This window comes from Flavobacterium sp. CAU 1735 (genome assembly GCF_039888695.1).
GTDB lineage: Bacteria > Bacteroidota > Bacteroidia > Flavobacteriales > Flavobacteriaceae > Flavobacterium.
The window spans coordinates 302644-318357 of record NZ_JBDQQQ010000002.1 but is presented as its reverse complement, the minus strand read 5'-3'; the positions used below and the strand labels follow the sequence as shown (position 1 = coordinate 318357).

At 38.2% G+C, this 15714-nt stretch carries 16 protein-coding genes; 8 read left to right on the top strand and 8 right to left on the bottom strand.

Going from position 1 to position 15714, the window contains the following annotated elements; translation table 11 throughout:
- Nucleotides 1-62 precede the first annotated feature (62 nt).
- A complete protein-coding gene (locus AAFN64_RS08605) occupies nt 63-1475 on the bottom strand; it encodes a thioredoxin-like domain-containing protein (protein WP_300490688.1) in 1413 nt (470 codons plus the stop codon).
- Nucleotides 1476-1630: 155 nt separating this feature from the next.
- On the opposite strand from AAFN64_RS08605, the gene AAFN64_RS08600 reads away from it, so the two are divergent.
- The 3 genes from AAFN64_RS08600 to AAFN64_RS08590 all read left to right on the top strand — a co-directional run bounded on the left by AAFN64_RS08600 (nt 1631) and on the right by AAFN64_RS08590 (nt 8061).
- Nucleotides 1631-3250, top strand: coding sequence for an ATP-binding cassette domain-containing protein (locus tag AAFN64_RS08600; protein WP_300490690.1), 1620 nt, complete (start codon nt 1631-1633; stop codon nt 3248-3250).
- Nucleotides 3251-3434: 184 nt separating this feature from the next.
- Nucleotides 3435-5201: a hypothetical protein gene (locus tag AAFN64_RS08595; protein WP_347760128.1), complete on the top strand. Its 1767-nt coding sequence runs from the start codon at nt 3435-3437 to the stop codon at nt 5199-5201.
- A gap of 121 nt (nt 5202-5322) precedes the next feature.
- Nucleotides 5323-8061, top strand: coding sequence for a fibronectin type III domain-containing protein (locus tag AAFN64_RS08590; protein ID WP_347760127.1), 2739 nt, complete (start codon nt 5323-5325; stop codon nt 8059-8061).
- Nucleotides 8062-8200: 139 nt separating this feature from the next.
- Here the strand turns inward: AAFN64_RS08590 and AAFN64_RS08585 are convergent, their stop codons facing one another.
- Together AAFN64_RS08585 and AAFN64_RS08580 are read right to left on the bottom strand one after the other, a co-directional pair.
- Nucleotides 8201-8485 (bottom strand): hypothetical protein, encoded by a 285-nt coding sequence (locus AAFN64_RS08585; RefSeq protein WP_300490697.1) that lies wholly within the window; start codon nt 8483-8485, stop codon nt 8201-8203.
- 40 nt (nt 8486-8525) lie between these two features.
- Nucleotides 8526-9242 carry a hypothetical protein gene (locus AAFN64_RS08580; RefSeq protein WP_347760126.1) on the bottom strand — a complete coding sequence of 239 codons (717 nt, stop codon included), beginning with the start codon at nt 9240-9242 and terminating at the stop codon, nt 8526-8528.
- A 250-nt stretch (nt 9243-9492) separates the two neighbouring features.
- Between AAFN64_RS08580 and AAFN64_RS08575 the strand changes: the two genes are divergently transcribed.
- The gene (locus tag AAFN64_RS08575; protein WP_347760125.1) at nt 9493-9945 is read left to right on the top strand and encodes a hypothetical protein; all 453 of its coding nucleotides are present in this window, start codon (nt 9493-9495) and stop codon (nt 9943-9945) included.
- 61 nt (nt 9946-10006) lie between these two features.
- Here AAFN64_RS08575 and AAFN64_RS08570 read toward each other — a convergent pair whose 3' ends face one another.
- The 5 genes from AAFN64_RS08570 to AAFN64_RS08550 all read right to left on the bottom strand — a co-directional run bounded on the left by AAFN64_RS08570 (nt 10007) and on the right by AAFN64_RS08550 (nt 13162).
- Complete coding sequence (locus AAFN64_RS08570; protein ID WP_300490704.1) at nt 10007-10288, bottom strand: GNAT family N-acetyltransferase; 282 nt, start codon at nt 10286-10288, stop codon at nt 10007-10009.
- 8 nt (nt 10289-10296) lie between these two features.
- Nucleotides 10297-10689: an OsmC family protein gene (locus AAFN64_RS08565; protein ID WP_347760124.1), complete on the bottom strand. Its 393-nt coding sequence runs from the start codon at nt 10687-10689 to the stop codon at nt 10297-10299.
- Nucleotides 10690-10693: 4 nt separating this feature from the next.
- Nucleotides 10694-11575: a pirin family protein gene (locus AAFN64_RS08560; protein ID WP_347760123.1), complete on the bottom strand. Its 882-nt coding sequence runs from the start codon at nt 11573-11575 to the stop codon at nt 10694-10696.
- A gap of 24 nt (nt 11576-11599) precedes the next feature.
- Entirely contained in the window at nt 11600-12481 is an 882-nt protein-coding gene (locus AAFN64_RS08555) for a pirin family protein (RefSeq protein WP_347760122.1), read from the bottom strand.
- A 78-nt stretch (nt 12482-12559) separates the two neighbouring features.
- Nucleotides 12560-13162, bottom strand: a complete 603-nt coding sequence (locus tag AAFN64_RS08550) for a Crp/Fnr family transcriptional regulator (protein ID WP_347760121.1) — start codon at nt 13160-13162, stop codon at nt 12560-12562.
- A 165-nt stretch (nt 13163-13327) separates the two neighbouring features.
- Between AAFN64_RS08550 and pyrR the strand changes: the two genes are divergently transcribed.
- From pyrR to AAFN64_RS08530, 4 genes are read left to right on the top strand one after another with little or no spacing between them, the layout of a single operon-like run.
- The gene (gene pyrR / locus AAFN64_RS08545) at nt 13328-13882 is read left to right on the top strand and encodes a bifunctional pyr operon transcriptional regulator/uracil phosphoribosyltransferase PyrR (RefSeq protein WP_136401611.1); all 555 of its coding nucleotides are present in this window, start codon (nt 13328-13330) and stop codon (nt 13880-13882) included.
- 18 nt (nt 13883-13900) lie between these two features.
- Complete coding sequence (locus AAFN64_RS08540; protein WP_347760120.1) at nt 13901-14827, top strand: aspartate carbamoyltransferase catalytic subunit; 927 nt, start codon at nt 13901-13903, stop codon at nt 14825-14827.
- A gap of 6 nt (nt 14828-14833) precedes the next feature.
- Nucleotides 14834-15268 carry a hypothetical protein gene (locus tag AAFN64_RS08535; protein WP_300490716.1) on the top strand — a complete coding sequence of 145 codons (435 nt, stop codon included), beginning with the start codon at nt 14834-14836 and terminating at the stop codon, nt 15266-15268.
- Nucleotides 15258-15686 (top strand): hypothetical protein, encoded by a 429-nt coding sequence (locus tag AAFN64_RS08530; RefSeq protein WP_347760119.1) that lies wholly within the window; start codon nt 15258-15260, stop codon nt 15684-15686. Before AAFN64_RS08535 ends, AAFN64_RS08530 begins: the two co-directional genes overlap by 11 nt.
- The last annotated feature ends 28 nt before the right edge of the window (nt 15687-15714 follow it).

Sequence of the window (15714 nt, the reverse complement as noted above, 5' to 3'; positions counted from 1 at the left end):
ATATAAAAGCAAAAAGGCGGTTTCAAATATTGAAACCGCCTTTTTTATGTTTAGTTTGTTTATTATTTAAGGTTCTTTTCAAAATCGGAATCAAAAAGACTGACAAAAGCATTTTTGATCATACCATTTGGCTGAAGTAAAATCGTACGTTGTATTTTCGTAATCACCCAATGGTCTTTTAAAGCTTCGAAATTCGCCGAATGCAATTCCGTAGTGTTTTCAAAGGCATATTGCGATAATATTTGTTTCCATTCCTGTTCGGAATCATCCACATTGATCGAAACAAAATGCAGGTTCGGATGCTTCTTTTTTAATTCGTTTACCTTTTTGTGTACCGTTACCATATGGGCTTTGGCATTGGATGTCCAGAAAAACAGTACCGTCTGTTTGCCATCGGTTATCGAATTCAGGTCGATTTTTTCGCCTTTTTCGTTGATCAAATCCGCATCGGGTAATTTTTTTCCTTCTGTCAGCATTTGAATGGCATCGCCTATTTTCTTGATTTCATTATGACCACTGTTGTCGGTCGATAATTGCGAATAGCGGTCAAAAAATTTCTTTTTGTTGTGCATATTCTGATCTTCCAACAGGTACATAAAGGCAATATTATTCAGTACGCTATTTTTAATCTTCTCATTTTTAAACAACGTATCGGCAATATTCAGTTTTTTGATGTTGTTTTCAATGGCCGTTTCTTCCAGATTAAAGGTATTATCGGCTTCCGAATAGGCCACATTGTTTAACATCGCAGTCAGATAGCGTACAAAAGGCGAATAGTTTGTTAGTTGTGCGTTATTAAAATCGATTTCCTTACGGAAGTTATAATAGTCTTTCGGTAATTTGGTACTCACGGCCTCACCGGTACGGCGTTCGTGTGCAAACGGATAAATTTCTTTTTTCGCCAAATGGTTAAAGTCTAAACTTGCTTTGGCATACAGATCGAATTTATCATCCCAGTTGATTTCTGTTTTTTTACGAAGATAAAAGGCTTTTTTACGGGCATAAATGGAATCAATACTTTTTGTGAAATGGTCATAATTTCTGTCAAAAAGATCGAACATATTGTTTTTATCCGATTCGTTTTTCAGATACATTTCCATCAGGAAGTTGTTTTTCTGATCCCCACGTCCGCAAAAAACAATCGAATTGTCAAAATCGCCCGTATTAATACGAACCATCAGACTATCGTTTTTGTCAAAATAGATATATTGGTATTCCGGGTCGTGACGAAACGTATACATACCCGGCGTTAAAGAGTCAAATTTCTTGAAAAAACGGTTTTTTTCGTCTAAGATAAGCGTGTCAAGTACCTTATTGTCTTTACACAAAAGGACATAACGACTAAGAGGATTGATTACTTCTCCTCCAAAATAGGCCGTATAATTATCACTTTCAAACTTCTTATTACAGGAAGTAAGGGAGCAAATAAGCACAGTGGAAAGCGGGAGGAGTACGTTTTTTATATGGGCAAACATTCAAACAATTTTATCTCTAAACAAAAGTATTTCTATATTATAGAACAGGCTGTTAAGGTACAGTTAAAATAAAGCTTTACAGATTCTAAATTAGATAGTTCAAAACTGCACTATTTTTTCTACTTTTGCAACAATTTTATAAAAATCAATTTCAAATGTTAACAGTTTCAAATTTATCCGTTCAGTTTGGTAAACGAATTTTGTTTGACGAAGTAAATGTAACCTTTACGCAAGGTAACTGTTACGGGATCATCGGGGCTAACGGAGCAGGAAAATCAACTTTTTTAAAGATATTGGCAGGAGAGATCGATCCTACATCCGGAAGGGTAATACTGGAGCCAGGAAAAAGGATGTCGGTTTTAAACCAGAATCACAATATGTTTGATGAGCATACTGTTCTTGAAACGGTTATGATGGGTAATAAGACGTTATTTGCGGTTAAAAAGGAGATGGACGAATTGTACCTGGATTACAAAGATGAAAACGCCGAAAGAATCGGTGAGCTTCAGGTGCAGTTTGAGGAAATGAATGGCTGGAATGCCGATTCGGATGCGGCTGCTATGCTGTCGAACTTAGGTATTTCGGAAGAATATCACTATACGCTAATGGGCGAAATGGACGCCAAGTTAAAAGTACGTGTCCTTTTGGCGCAGGCTTTATTCGGAAGTCCAGACGTTCTGATCATGGATGAGCCTACGAATGACCTGGATTTTGAAACCATCGGATGGTTGGAAAATTTCCTGGCCAATTATGACAATACCGTGTTGGTTGTATCCCACGACCGTCACTTCCTGGATGCGGTTTGTACGCATGTATCGGATATTGACTTTGGAAAAATCAATCACTATTCCGGTAACTATACGTTCTGGTACGAATCGAGTCAGTTAGCGGCCAAACAAAGAGCACAGCAAAATAAAAAGGCTGAAGAGAAAAAAGCCGAATTAGAAGAGTTTATCCGTCGTTTTAGTGCGAACGTTGCGAAGTCAAAACAGGCAACGTCCCGTAAAAAAATGATCGATAAATTAAATTTAGATGAAATCAAACCGTCAAGCCGTCGTTATCCGGCGATCATTTTCGATCAGGAACGTGAGGCAGGTGATCAAATCCTAAACGTACAAAATTTAAGCGCGTCAATTGATGGAGAATCCTTGTTTAAGAATGTTGATTTAAATATGGCAAAAGGGGACAAAATCGTGGTTTTCTCGAAAGATTCCCGTGCGACAACTGCTTTTTACGAGATCCTAAACGGAAATATGACCGCTGATTCCGGAGTAGTAGAATGGGGAATTACCACTTCTCAATCGTATTTACCGGCTGATAACCACAGTTTCTTCGAAAACGACCTTACGTTGGTGGATTGGTTACGTCAATGGGCCAAAACAGAACCGGAAAGAGACGAAGTTTATGTTCGTGGTTTCTTAGGGAAAATGATTTTCTCCGGTGAGGAAGCCTTAAAAACAGGTCGCGTTTTATCCGGAGGTGAAAAAGTACGTTGTATGCTTTCCCGAATGATGATGTTGCGTGCTAACGTATTGATGTTGGACGAACCAACGAATCACCTGGACTTGGAATCCATTACCGCGTTTAACAACTCGTTGAAAAACTTTAAAGGTTCGGTGTTGTTTACTACCCATGACCACGAATTTGCACAAACTGTGGCCAACCGTGTATTGGAAATCACGCCAAATGGAGTAATCGACCGTTATATGACGTTCGATGATTATCTGGAGGATGCTAAAATCAAAGAATTAAGACAAAAAATGTATACCGTATAACGGATGACAAACCTGATAGGTTTTGGAAACCTGTCAGGTTTAAGATTTTAAAAACAGGCTGCTTTAAAAAGCAGCTTTTTTTATGCCCTTTTGTAACCATTTTTTTGAAATTTGTGTTTAACCCAAAGGGCATGGTTTTTGACAAGCCAATAAATACTATATTTGAAAATCAATCAAAATTATTATGAGGTTATTTTTACACGTTGGACTCGGCTTCCTTTTTTCATTACAGGCTTTTAGTCAAGAAGTTACTATTCCTTTTCGCGTTGGAAATGTTTATGGAATATCGGATTATAATGGTAAGCTGGTCAATAAAAATAAGTTTGATCAAATAAGCTACAACCGCAAGATGCCCAAAGGGTATTTTACATTTAAAAATAAAGAAGAAAACGGACTGGCGTATAACGGTAAAACACTGATTTCCGGACCAGAATACGATGAATTTGGCATCGAACCTAATAAATTTATCGTTGCTGTTTTAAAAAGAAATAGGATTAGTCGTCCGACGAGCACTTTTAAAAACGAAAAAGAATACAACGATTTTAAAAGAAAAAACCGGGAAGGTTACGCTTTATTTAATCTGAAAGGGGAGAATATTTACCCGGATAATTTTAAGAAAATTATTCCGGTAGACACTACAGGTTTTAGCAGTGTCGATCGTAAAAAAGCGCGTTATGCCTTAATGGCAACGACTAATTTCGAAGATCAATTTAGCTTATTTGTATATGATTGTGACAAACAAAAAATTTCAGAATGGCTTTTAAAAGATTATGATAAAATAAAGCTGGACAGAGGTTTAACCGTTCCCGGTAAATCCATTGCTTTAACAGCTTCAAAAGATAAATCGGATAGTGCTACACCGATGGAGGTGAACCATATCGACGGGAAATTTGTATTACAACCATTGACTTCGGAATACCGACCGGGGCTTAAAGAACGGTTCGAAAGCGAATATGGAACCACAGAATTGGTCGCTGATCCTGAATACGGTAGTGGTCTTGGGAGGGGTACCAACAAACCTAATTATACCACCGAAATGGTACCACCGCCACCGGCATACGGAACAGGTGTAAACACAACCGTTCCGAATGATGCTATTGAAAAAAACAGACCGAAAGTAGTTAAAAAATATAGTATCCAGACGTTTGAAATAAAAGACGGAAAGCTATTCCTGAAGGAGATAATTGCTGGACAGAAAGAAGCCAAAACAGAAACAGAATTTATGTTGCCTCCTGTGCCTGCCGGACTAACCTATACTTTTGAAAGTTTTCCTTATACTAATACAACGCAGGATACGGACGAAAAAAGAGTCACGCAGAAAAATATAATCCGTTTTAAACTTGGTGATCAATATGGAGTTGTACTCACTCAGGAGCGTATGATTCCATGTAAATATGATAGTATTAGCCCGATAAAGTTTACACATTCCGGACAGGAACAGTTGTTATTTGTTGTCGGTCAAAAAGATGCGACGACACAAACAATAAAATACGGTCTTATGGATTCGGATGAAAAAGTGATCCTTCCAATAACGTATGAGGAATTGGATCCTCACGGATTGGTAAAATCCTATACGTCTACCAGAACCGACATCAGAGTATATAATAAAAACTGGCTTTTTAAGCAAAATGGAAAATACGGGATTATAACAGCCTATGACGGTATTGTATTACCCGCAGAATACGATGAAATAGAGTGGAATAAAGCTCGTTTTTTGGGACATCAGGATGATTTTGTAAGTCTTAAAAAAGACGGATTATATGGTTTTGTATTAGGAGCCGATTTTAAAGAGGCCAATATCGTACAGCCGGTTTTTCCACATAAAGTTGGTTTTTACGACCGGAATTATCAGAAAGAAAAAGGACTCCTTCTTTTCGGATTGATCGATAATGATGGAAAATTCTTTTGTTATGCCCGAAAAGACGGTTATTTATATTATAAAGCGAAATAGCGACAATAATTTAACATTTTTAACAAAAAAGTAAAAAAATAGGGTGAAAGGGTAACGTTGCTTTAAAAGTAATCGCCAATCGGAAAGATACTTTTGCAGCGTCTAACTAAACACACTATTTATGAAAAAAATGTACTTGTTACTGCTCCTGGTGGTCAGCCTGACTGCCGGGGCGCAAACGCTGTATCCGTATTTACAGAACGTCACGCCCAACTCGGTTTATGTGACCTGGAAAACCGAAAGTAACACGGAATCGATTGTGGAATATGGAACTGCTGCAAACGATCTGAATGTTACCGTTACCGGGAATACCAACATTTTTACCGATTCCGGCTATCCCGGAAATTATTTCTACCACAATGTTAAGTTGATCAACTTAGCACCCAACACCAAGTATTATTACAAAATTAAAACGGGTGCCGCTGTTTCAGCAGTGTATTCGTTTAAAACGCTTCCTAACCCGGGACAAGCTGCGACTGCCGACGGACATATCCGCTTCCTGATTATGGGAGACAATCAGTTAAAAGCCGTGCCGCGATATGATTCACTGGTATCGGCCGCAAAGCGTAAGGTTCGTGAAAAATGGGGCGCCAGCTTATCGCCGGAAGATAATATCGCGATGACATTTATGGTGGGCGATCAGGTGGATGTGGGAACATTGGATCATTATGAACATGTTCACTTTAAAAAGAATCGCGGTTTGTCGGGTAATATTCCGATTCAGACGACTGTTGGAAACCACGAAACCTATGGTACTTTAGGGATGCAATCGTATTATGATCATTTCTATATCAGTGAATTGTCTTATAAAGGAATTTCATCGGGAACCGAAAATTATTATGCACAACAAGCTGGAAACGTATTGTTTATCAGTATGAGTTCGGAGCATACCGGTGCCGCTCAGATGAACTGGTTGCAACAGGTTGTTGCCGCTGCAAATGCCGATGCTACGGTGGACTGGATTTTTTCATTAAGTCACCGTCCGTACCAGGCAGAGCAATATGTAGGGGATATTTCGACCTGGGTACGTAATTCTGCTGTGCCATTTTTAACCACTTCGTCCAAATATATTATGCATATCGGGGCGCACCATCATTTATACCACCGTGGTCAGTTAAAAAATTCACCGGCCTATAATATTATTTCCGGAGGAACAGCTTGGGATCAGTATTGGGGAATGTCATCGGAAGAGGATTTCGAAGACGTGCAAAAGACCATTTGTAACTGGATTTATCAAATTGTGGATATCGATGTGGTCAATGGTAAAATGGATGTGGAAAGCTATTCGATCGGAAGTGTTGACGGTTGGAAAAACAACCAGCTGATGGACGAATTCCACCGTTATAAAAACAAACCGGCTCCTGAAAAACCAAGTATCGAGAATACGTTTACCGGAAGTGTAACTTTACCATTAACGCTAAATGGAAGTGCGTATACGACTACTTCGGGTGAGTTATTAAATACAACACAGTTTCAGATTTCAAAAACGTCCGATTTTAATATCATTACAAAAGAAGTGTACCGCGATTTTGAAAATCTATACGGAATGTACCAAACCAAAAGGGATTCTACCGTTGATCGCAATTTAGGTGTTGATATTACTAAAATGACATTAGGTACCAATTCCATTCCTAACGGACAATATTATGTGAAGTTACGTTACCGTGATCGCAATTTGGAATGGTCATCGTGGAGTGATGTCAAAACATTTACGATTACCGGAAGTAATGTCGTGAATACCGCTATCGTTACCGATTCATTAGCGTATGCACAAAATGCTGTTATTAAAGTGAATTATACCGATGCTCCGGCGAGTACGTCAACATGGATCGGATTGTATAAAGACAGTCAGACGCCGGGATCATCTTCGCCATCACAAACGTGGCAGTATACCAATGGTAATCCAAATGGAGTTATCACTTTTACGAATGGATTACCGAATAAAGGACGTTATTATGCGGCTATTTTCTCAAATGGCGGTTATACCGAAATCGCGCCTCGTAAGTATTTCTATGTCGGACCAGTACCAACGGTAACAACCAATCAGGAAGAATATGCTGTAGGAATGCCGGTTACTGTTACGTTTGCTAACGGACCGCAATTGGCAAATGACTGGATCGGAATTTATAAAATGGGACATATTCCGGGACAAGTTACGGCAACGGCCTATCAATATGTGACAACGGCTTCCGGAGCCAAGACCTTTACCAATTTACCAACCGGATACTATTATGCCGAATATTTTTTACAGGATGGTTATAATGCCATCGGAAATAAAGCCTTTTTTAAAGTAGGGAATCTGGTTACCGAATTATGGATTAACAAACCGGTTTACGATTTAGGAGAGCAAATTGTAGCTTCTTGGACCGATGCGCCGGGAATTGTAAAAGACTGGTTGGGTATTTACCACGAAGGGGAAAACCCAAATATCGATCCGTTGTTAAGCTATACCTATTTTAATGGTCAGGCGGAAGGAACCCTGGCGTTAACCGGAACGGCTTTACCTACGGAAACCGGAAATTACTTTCTGGTAATGTTTACCAATGATTCGTATAACGAAGTGTCCAACCGTGTTTCGTTTGAAGTAGTTGATGGTACTTTAGGCGGTGATAAATTTAAAATCGACAACGGATTAAAAGTATATCCGAATCCTACAAACAATACGAATCAGACGATCGTACAGTCGGATTATCCGATCGATCTGATCGAGGTTTTTAATACCGAAGGAAAACTAATGTATGCGACGAAAAACGTCAATAACAATAAATATTCATTGATCACTCAGGATTTACCAACCGGTGTTTATATCCTGAAAATTCATTCCCGAAAATTGTTTACTGCCAAGCTTATCGTTAAATAGTGGATTGTTTATATAAGGGCTAGGTAAACAACGAAAACTCCTGCAATTGCAGGAGTTTTTATTTTAAAGTTTTTAGAACAAAGCTGTATCGGTTGCATACTAAGCTTTTAAATCTTAATTTTTTTGATCGTGTATATCGCTATTCCTGTAATTTCAAGATTATATTCTGAGTTTTAAAATCCAATAAATCCGAATTAAAAACACCATTGTACGTAAAAGATCTGTATTTTGATTTACGATCTGATTTATGCAATGGCAGGTTTTCATTCTCAAATTCGATGGTGTCATAAAATACATCATTAATAAAAATATCCCATTTTGATTTGCCTGGAATACAATCAAGATTTTCAGAAACTCCGGTAAAAAACGTTTTATCAAAAGACATATTAAAAATGCCATTTAATTTTAAAACTGTTGTTTTCATTTTACGTATGCTATTCGACAGATCAATATTCTTGAAGTATTTATAAAAGTTTATGTTCGGAAAGCTTGTTTTTGAACAATTCAAAATTCTTTTCAGGGAAAATTTTTGAAAGCATGTTATAAGATGCTTTTAATTGGTTTAACTCTTTCGAATATCTTGAAACTTCATTCGGATCAGCAAATAACATTTGCCAATTTTCACAAGCCATTAATGCCACACAACTATTTAAATATTCTTCGAAAGTCAAATTAAGGTGTATCAAGTGTTCATCGTGAAATAAATAGATTTCTTTTTCAAAGATTTCTTTTGAAGCACCTTTTTGGTAATTAATGCATCCGAATTGATACTTTACATTGGTATTGTCAAAGATTCTTAGGTTTTTAATAATTTCATAATCTTTATTGTCCTCTTCTACCAAATCAGTAAGCCAAGGCGCTTCATCTATAAAAACATAAGGATGATTAAAAGAATAGGAACCATAAAAACTTTCATTTTCGAAAGAGCATTTATACTGCATCATATTTTTCCAGGTTGCTTCGATCAATTCTTTAAAGGAATCATCTAGTCCGAAAGTGTATTCCGGAATGTAGCTTTCGTCTTCGTCTTCATCATCTCCGTTTAAATTTAGTAGTTGATTATTGAGTTGCGCTTGCATCAAATCTTCATTATCATCATATCGTGCATAAACATCAAAATGGTCATTATTCTCTAATTCGTTTTTTAAGTCTTTGAACTTGTTTGCTAAATCGTAAATCATTTTTTTTTATAATTATTGATTAAACTTTATTTGGATATCTAACTTTGTGATACGGCTAATCGTTATCTGTTCTACAAAAAGTTTCAATTTTCTAATGCAATTTTGTTTTAAAACTGCGCTAGGTTCCTGAGTCTGCGACATGCTTGTACATAGCATCCGAATATCCGAAGGTTTTAGTAAATAAACAAATTAAGAATGTGTAAATATGTAAGTAATTTATGACTTTGTTATATTTGAAAACAAAACATTTGTGAAAGAAAGTTTTTATCAATTAACAAGCGAACAAAAAATGGAAGACTATCAAATGAAAATTAAGCAATTTGAAAAAGCTGCTTTGACCGAATTCAGATCTGGAAATACAGAAAATGCAATTGTTTTGTTTGAAAATGCCTGGGATGTTCTACTGGAGCCCAAAACGGATAAGCCTGAAAGCTACTTAATTGCCAATTCATTAGTTTTTGCACTTAACAAAGTAAAAAAGTATGCAGAAGCATTAGAATGGGCAAAAAAACTTATGAATAGTGCTTTAGACAGACATGATGACGGCGATCGGGAATATATGGCTGGTACCGTATTATATCATTTAGAAAGAAAAGAAGATGCCTGGAAGTATTTTGATGTGGCTAATGATAAGTCGGTAGGGCGTTGTTTTATTGGAGCTGATAAAAAGGAATATTCAGATTTCTTTAAAAACAGAACCTAATCCGGATTTATATAGAATAGTTACACCTGTCAGGTTTTAAAATCTGACAGGTGTTTGATTTTTAGAATAAAACGTCGTGTATATCCGTGTTTTTATCAAAAACGCTTTTCGCAAACGGACATAGCGGCATGATTTTAATATGTTTGTTACGGGCAAAAGCTACGGCTTCCATCACCATGTTTTTCCCTACATTCTGTCCTTTAAAATCCGGATTTACTTCGGTATGGTCGATAATAATTTTGTCAGGACCTGCCCAGCTATAGGTCATTAATCCGGCTTCTTTTCCGTCGGAAATGGCTTTAAAAAATCCTTTTTTGTCGTCGTTGGTTTGTTCTATGGTCATAATTGTATTTACTGTACGGTTGTTGTAATTTCTATAGGATTGGTCAATGTTTTGTGTATCGGACAACTGTTGGCAATCACTTTTAAACGTTCTTTCTGAGTTTGGTCCAGATTTCCGGTAAACTCAATTTTGCGTTCCAGTCGGGTTACGTTGGCAGTCGCATCACGATCAAAAGTAACGTCGATAGCAATGGATTCGACATCCCAACCTTTACGATCGGCATACATTCGAAGCGTAATAATGGTACAACTGGCAAGAGCAGCTGCAAATAATTCCTGTGGTGCGAATCCGAGATCCTGTCCACCCATATCTTCCGGTTCGTCCGAAATAAGATGGTGCTTCCTGGCGGTTATTGTCGTGGTATAACGATCTTTTCCAATTTGTGCAGTGATGCTTTCCATAGGCTTAAAATTTAGGTGGTGGCGGTAACGGTACAAACTCGGTTTCTCCCGGAACTTTCGGGAATTCCTGTTTTTCCCAACGTTCTTTGGCGGCTTCGATCAAGGCTTTGTCGGAAGCTACAAAATTCCAGAAAATAAAACGTTCTTCCGGAAAGGCTTCTCCGCCGAAAATATAAACGGTGGTGTTTTCGCCCATTTCAAATTCGCAAAGTGTACTGTCTTTTGCGATCAGGATTTGTTTCGGATCAAAGGTATTTCCGTCACTTTTAATGCTACCTTCAAGGATATATAAGGCACTTTCGCCATATAAATCGTTCCCGATACTTACTTTTTGTGCCGAAGTACTTTTAATTTCTATAAAATACAACGGACTGTAAACCGGTACGGCCGATTTGCGACCAAAAGCTTCTCCGGCTATCAGTTTAAAAGAAAGTCCGTTTTCTTCCCAATGTGGTAAATCTTCTTTGTCGACATGTACAAATGACGGTTCCATTTGTTCCAGTTCTTTAGGCAAAGCGACCCAAATCTGTAATCCGTGTAGTACCTTATCTGATGTTCGCAAATATTGCGGCGTTCTTTCGGAATGTACGATTCCCTTTCCGGCCGTCATCCAGTTTACGGCACCCGGTTGAATTTCAATTTCCGAACCCAGACTGTCTTTGTGCATAATACTGCCTTCAAACAAATAGGTTAAAGTTGATAAGCCAATATGCGGATGCGGCGCGACATCAAGGTTTTGATAGTCTTTTAAATAGGCCGGGCCCATATGGTCGATAAAAGCAAAAGGACCAACCGTTCGTTTTTCGCGAAAAGGTAAGAGGCGCCCTACCATAAAGTTACCGATATTGGCAGCGCGCTCTTCTATGATCAATTGAATATTTGACATCTTTATTATATTGTTTTTTGTTTTTTAGTCTTCAAGATAACCGAAACGTCCCATATTAACGTCTTCAAAAGCCTGAATAATTTCCTCCCGGGTGTTCATTACAAACGGGCCATGAGCGGCAATTGGTTCGTTAATCGGGGCTCCGCTTAAAATTAATACAATCGTGTCGTTTTCCAATGCTTCTATCGAAAAATCTTCTCCTTCATTTTCAAACAAAACAAAATGATCTGTAGGGATTTCTTCGGTTCCGTTTACTTTTATACTGCCCTGAATAACCAATAAAGCGGTGTTATAGACAGCAGGAAATGAAAATCCGGCTTTTCCGCCTTTGTTCAATTTTGCATTTTGCAGGTGTACCGGTGTAAATGTCGACGCAGCACCTTTTACATTTTCATATTCTCCTGCGATGACTTCAACTAATCCGGCATTGTCCGGTAAAATGTATTTTTCAATTTGATCATTGGTAATGCCCTGGTATTTCGGTTGCGACATCTTGTCTTTGGCCGGAAGGTTCACCCATAATTGTACCATCTGGAATTCGCCACCGGTTTTACTAAATTCTTTTTCGTGGTATTCTTTGTGTAATACCCCGGAAGCAGCTGTCATCCATTGTACATCGCCTTCGCCAATCACACCGCTGTTTCCCGAACTGTCGTGGTGGGCTACTTTTCCTTTATAAGCAATGGTAACCGTTTCAAATCCACGGTGCGGGTGCACGCCAACACCTCTTGGGATTTCGGAAGGGGCAAAGTGGTATTTGGAATTATAATCCATCATAATAAACGGACTCATACGTTCCATATCCAAATGATAGCCACTTGGAATAAAATTGTGCACGCGAAAACCGTCTCCTACAAAATGCGGGGTTTTGGGTGCGACTACGATTTCAATATTTTTTGTTGCCATGATTGTTCCTTTTTAAAAGTTATAGTACAAAAGTACCACCGGAACATTTTTTATGCATTGATGTAGGATAAGAAATAATCAATAGGGTTTGAAATTGCGTTTAGCGAGTTCTTTCCGTACACGACTTAAACTTTCGGGCGTAATGCCCAAATAAGAAGCGATCATCCATTGCGGAACGCGTAGGGTTACATCCGGATACAGTTTTATAAAGTCGAGATACCGTTGTTCGGCTGTGGCGGCAAGTAACAGGTTGATTCGTTTTTGTAAATGTCGGATATGATTTTGCAGTGCCTTTTCGTTAAAAATACGGAATGCAGCACTCATTTCAGAAGCCCGGTGGATAAATTGCTGATCCAGATAGACGAAAGTGGTCGGTTCGACTGCATCGATAAAAAAATCGGATGGTTCATTAAAAAAAATACTACTTCGGTCACTGATAATCCAGTTTTCGGTGGCAAATTGTATGATATGCTCTTTTCCGGAATCATCAATAGTATAGGAGCGAAGCAAACCCTGTTCTACAAAAAAGGAATGATGACAAATTTCGCCCTGTTTTAACAGTATTCCTCCTTTTTCAATTGTAGCCGTTTTTAGATTTTGGGTCAGTGCTTCGAATTGTTCTTCCGTTATTCCGGCTTTGGATTGCAAGTAATTTTTTAGATTGGGTAATGCGGCTGTCATAGTCAAATATAGTTATATTTTTCCGGGAAAATGGTGGATTTTACACTTTTTTAAGGTTCCGTTACAAAGCAGTATCCCTTCTCTTAAAATTTGTTTTTTCGGAAAAGCATTTCGCAGTTTACACAAATTTATTGTACTTTTACCTCCCAAACACAACACTTCATTATGAGTCAAAAAATATTGCTCACTTCGAAAGAAGTCAATATCATTCTGCATCGTTTGGCCTGTCAGTTAATCGAGAAACATCTTGATTTTACAAACACTATTCTTATCGGGATTCAACCCAGAGGGAAGTATTTAGCAGAACGAATCAAAGCACTTTTAGAGGATGAATATCAGGTAAAAGACGTAGCACTCGGATTTTTGGATATCACATTTTTCAGAGATGATTTCCGTCGGAATGAAAAACCGCTGGAAGCCAATAAAACCCAAATTGATTTCCTGGTGGAAGACAAAAAAGTGGTTTTTATCGACGACGTTTTATATACGGGACGTAGTATCCGATCGGCTTTAACCGCGATTCAATCGTTTGGCCGACCGTCGGAAATTGAGTTACTGGTATTGATCGACCGCCGTTTTAGCCGCCATTTACCAATCCAACCGGATTACCGCGGACGACAGGTGGATGCGATTAACAACGAAAGAGTGATCGTAAACTGGAAACAGAATGAAGGAGCCGATGAAGTCCTATTAGTGTCTAAAACAACAACCAACAACTAATTAAGCAACAACACAACAATGAAAGAGTTAAGTGTCAATCATTTACTTGGAATAAAATACATCAATAAAAACGATATCGATCTGATTTTTGAAACGGCAGATCATTTTAAAGAAGTAATTAACCGCCCCATTAAAAAAGTTCCGTCTTTACGAGATGTGACTATTGCGAATATTTTCTTCGAAAACAGTACACGGACAAAATTGTCGTTCGAATTGGCGCAGAAACGTTTATCGGCCGATGTAATCAGTTTTTCCGCAGCACAATCGTCTGTAAAAAAAGGGGAGACGTTAATCGATACGGTAAACAACATCCTTTCGATGAAAGTCGATATGGTAGTTATGCGTCATAGCAATCCGGGCGCGGCACATTTTCTGTCGCAAAATGTAAACGCCAGTATTGTAAATGCCGGCGACGGTGCACACGAACATCCGACACAAGCGTTACTGGACAGTTTTTCCATCCGCGAAAAACTAGGTGAAGTAGCCGGAAAGAAAATCGTAATTGTAGGGGATATTTTGCACTCCCGAGTGGCATTGTCGAATATTTTCGCCCTACAAATGCAAGGTGCCGAAGTTAAGGTTTGCGGACCCAATACGCTGATTCCGAAGTATATTGAAAGTCTTGGTGTAAAAGTTGAACCAAACCTACGTAAAGCCTTGAAATGGTGTGATGTAGCGAATATGCTTCGCGTTCAAAACGAGCGAATGGATGTGAATTATTTCCCGTCTACTCGTGAGTATGCACAACAATATGGTGTCGATAAAGCCTTATTGGATTCCTTAAATAAAGAAATTATAATCATGCACCCGGGACCGATTAATCGCGGTGTTGAAATTACTTCAGATGTAGCCGATTCACAACAATCTGTAATTCTGAATCAAGTCGAAAATGGTGTCGCTATCCGAATGGCGGTTATCTATTTGTTGGCTTCAAAAATTAAATAGCCCAAAATGAAAAAATGGTTTGCGTTAGTATTGCTTTCTTTTATACTGTCAGGATGTACGCTGGCCGAATTTTGTTGTATCCGAAACTATACCAACCAACCCATGCAGGTTTCATTTCCTGAAAAATCATTTCATCACGGTTTTCAGATTGAGATCAAAAACTGGTTGCTAACGGAAAACGAGATTAAAAGCGATTCTTTTCTAAGGTATTTTAAAACGTGGAAAAAATCCATTAAAAACAATAGAGTGACGTTTACGGTTCCGGCGCAGAGCACGGTTTATCTGGAACGTTTTAAAATCAACTTTAAAGGAATGAAAATCAATACGCTTTCGCCGGGTAACGAATATCAAAAGATCAAAGCCCGAAAAGAAGTGTACAAACCCAGCTTTATGAGTATCGTATATTGTCTGGATTTAAAAATGAAGAAGGATGAAGAATAATGATAAAACAAAGGTCATTGTTGGTATTGTTGTAGGAGTTATCGTTTTTATGGCGGTCTTTTTTGCGGTACACAATTTAATGAAACCGTCGTTAGAAAGTTATTTGACTACGGTGTCCCATGAAATTAACAAACAATGTCCTATTCCGGTCGATCGCGAAACCCGACTTGATAATTCGATGGTATTGCCGAATAAGGTATTCCAGTACAATTATACACTGATCAATCTGAATAAAGAACAGGTTGATATCGATCAGGCACAAAAAGTAATCGAACCCAATTTGATCAGCAATATCAAAACCAATCCCGATATGAAATATTTCCGGGACAATAAAGTTCAGATTATTTATTCCTACCGGGATAAAACAGGAGCCTTTTTGTTTAAAATCAGAATCACTCCTGAAAAGTATACCAATTAGTCCGTTTATTTCCCCGCAGTATTCTAAA

Excerpts from the sequence above, each read along its gene's own strand:
- AAFN64_RS08605 (WP_300490688.1), bottom strand. The coding sequence starts at position 1,475 with ATGTTTGCCCATATAAAAAACGTACTCCTCCCGCTTTCCACTGTGCTT.
- AAFN64_RS08600 (WP_300490690.1), top strand. The coding sequence starts at position 1,631 with ATGTTAACAGTTTCAAATTTATCCGTTCAGTTTGGTAAACGAATTTTG.
- AAFN64_RS08595 (WP_347760128.1), top strand. The coding sequence starts at position 3,435 with ATGAGGTTATTTTTACACGTTGGACTCGGCTTCCTTTTTTCATTACAG.
- AAFN64_RS08590 (WP_347760127.1), top strand. The coding sequence starts at position 5,323 with ATGAAAAAAATGTACTTGTTACTGCTCCTGGTGGTCAGCCTGACTGCC.
- AAFN64_RS08585 (WP_300490697.1), bottom strand. The coding sequence starts at position 8,485 with ATGAAAACAACAGTTTTAAAATTAAATGGCATTTTTAATATGTCTTTT.
- AAFN64_RS08580 (WP_347760126.1), bottom strand. The coding sequence starts at position 9,242 with ATGATTTACGATTTAGCAAACAAGTTCAAAGACTTAAAAAACGAATTA.
- AAFN64_RS08570 (WP_300490704.1), bottom strand. The coding sequence starts at position 10,288 with ATGACCATAGAACAAACCAACGACGACAAAAAAGGATTTTTTAAAGCC.
- AAFN64_RS08565 (WP_347760124.1), bottom strand. The coding sequence starts at position 10,689 with ATGGAAAGCATCACTGCACAAATTGGAAAAGATCGTTATACCACGACA.
- AAFN64_RS08560 (WP_347760123.1), bottom strand. The coding sequence starts at position 11,575 with ATGTCAAATATTCAATTGATCATAGAAGAGCGCGCTGCCAATATCGGT.
- AAFN64_RS08555 (WP_347760122.1), bottom strand. The coding sequence starts at position 12,481 with ATGGCAACAAAAAATATTGAAATCGTAGTCGCACCCAAAACCCCGCAT.
- AAFN64_RS08550 (WP_347760121.1), bottom strand. The coding sequence starts at position 13,162 with ATGACAGCCGCATTACCCAATCTAAAAAATTACTTGCAATCCAAAGCC.
- pyrR (WP_136401611.1), top strand. The coding sequence starts at position 13,328 with ATGAGTCAAAAAATATTGCTCACTTCGAAAGAAGTCAATATCATTCTG.
- AAFN64_RS08540 (WP_347760120.1), top strand. The coding sequence starts at position 13,901 with ATGAAAGAGTTAAGTGTCAATCATTTACTTGGAATAAAATACATCAAT.
- AAFN64_RS08535 (WP_300490716.1), top strand. The coding sequence starts at position 14,834 with ATGAAAAAATGGTTTGCGTTAGTATTGCTTTCTTTTATACTGTCAGGA.
- AAFN64_RS08530 (WP_347760119.1), top strand. The coding sequence starts at position 15,258 with ATGAAGAATAATGATAAAACAAAGGTCATTGTTGGTATTGTTGTAGGA.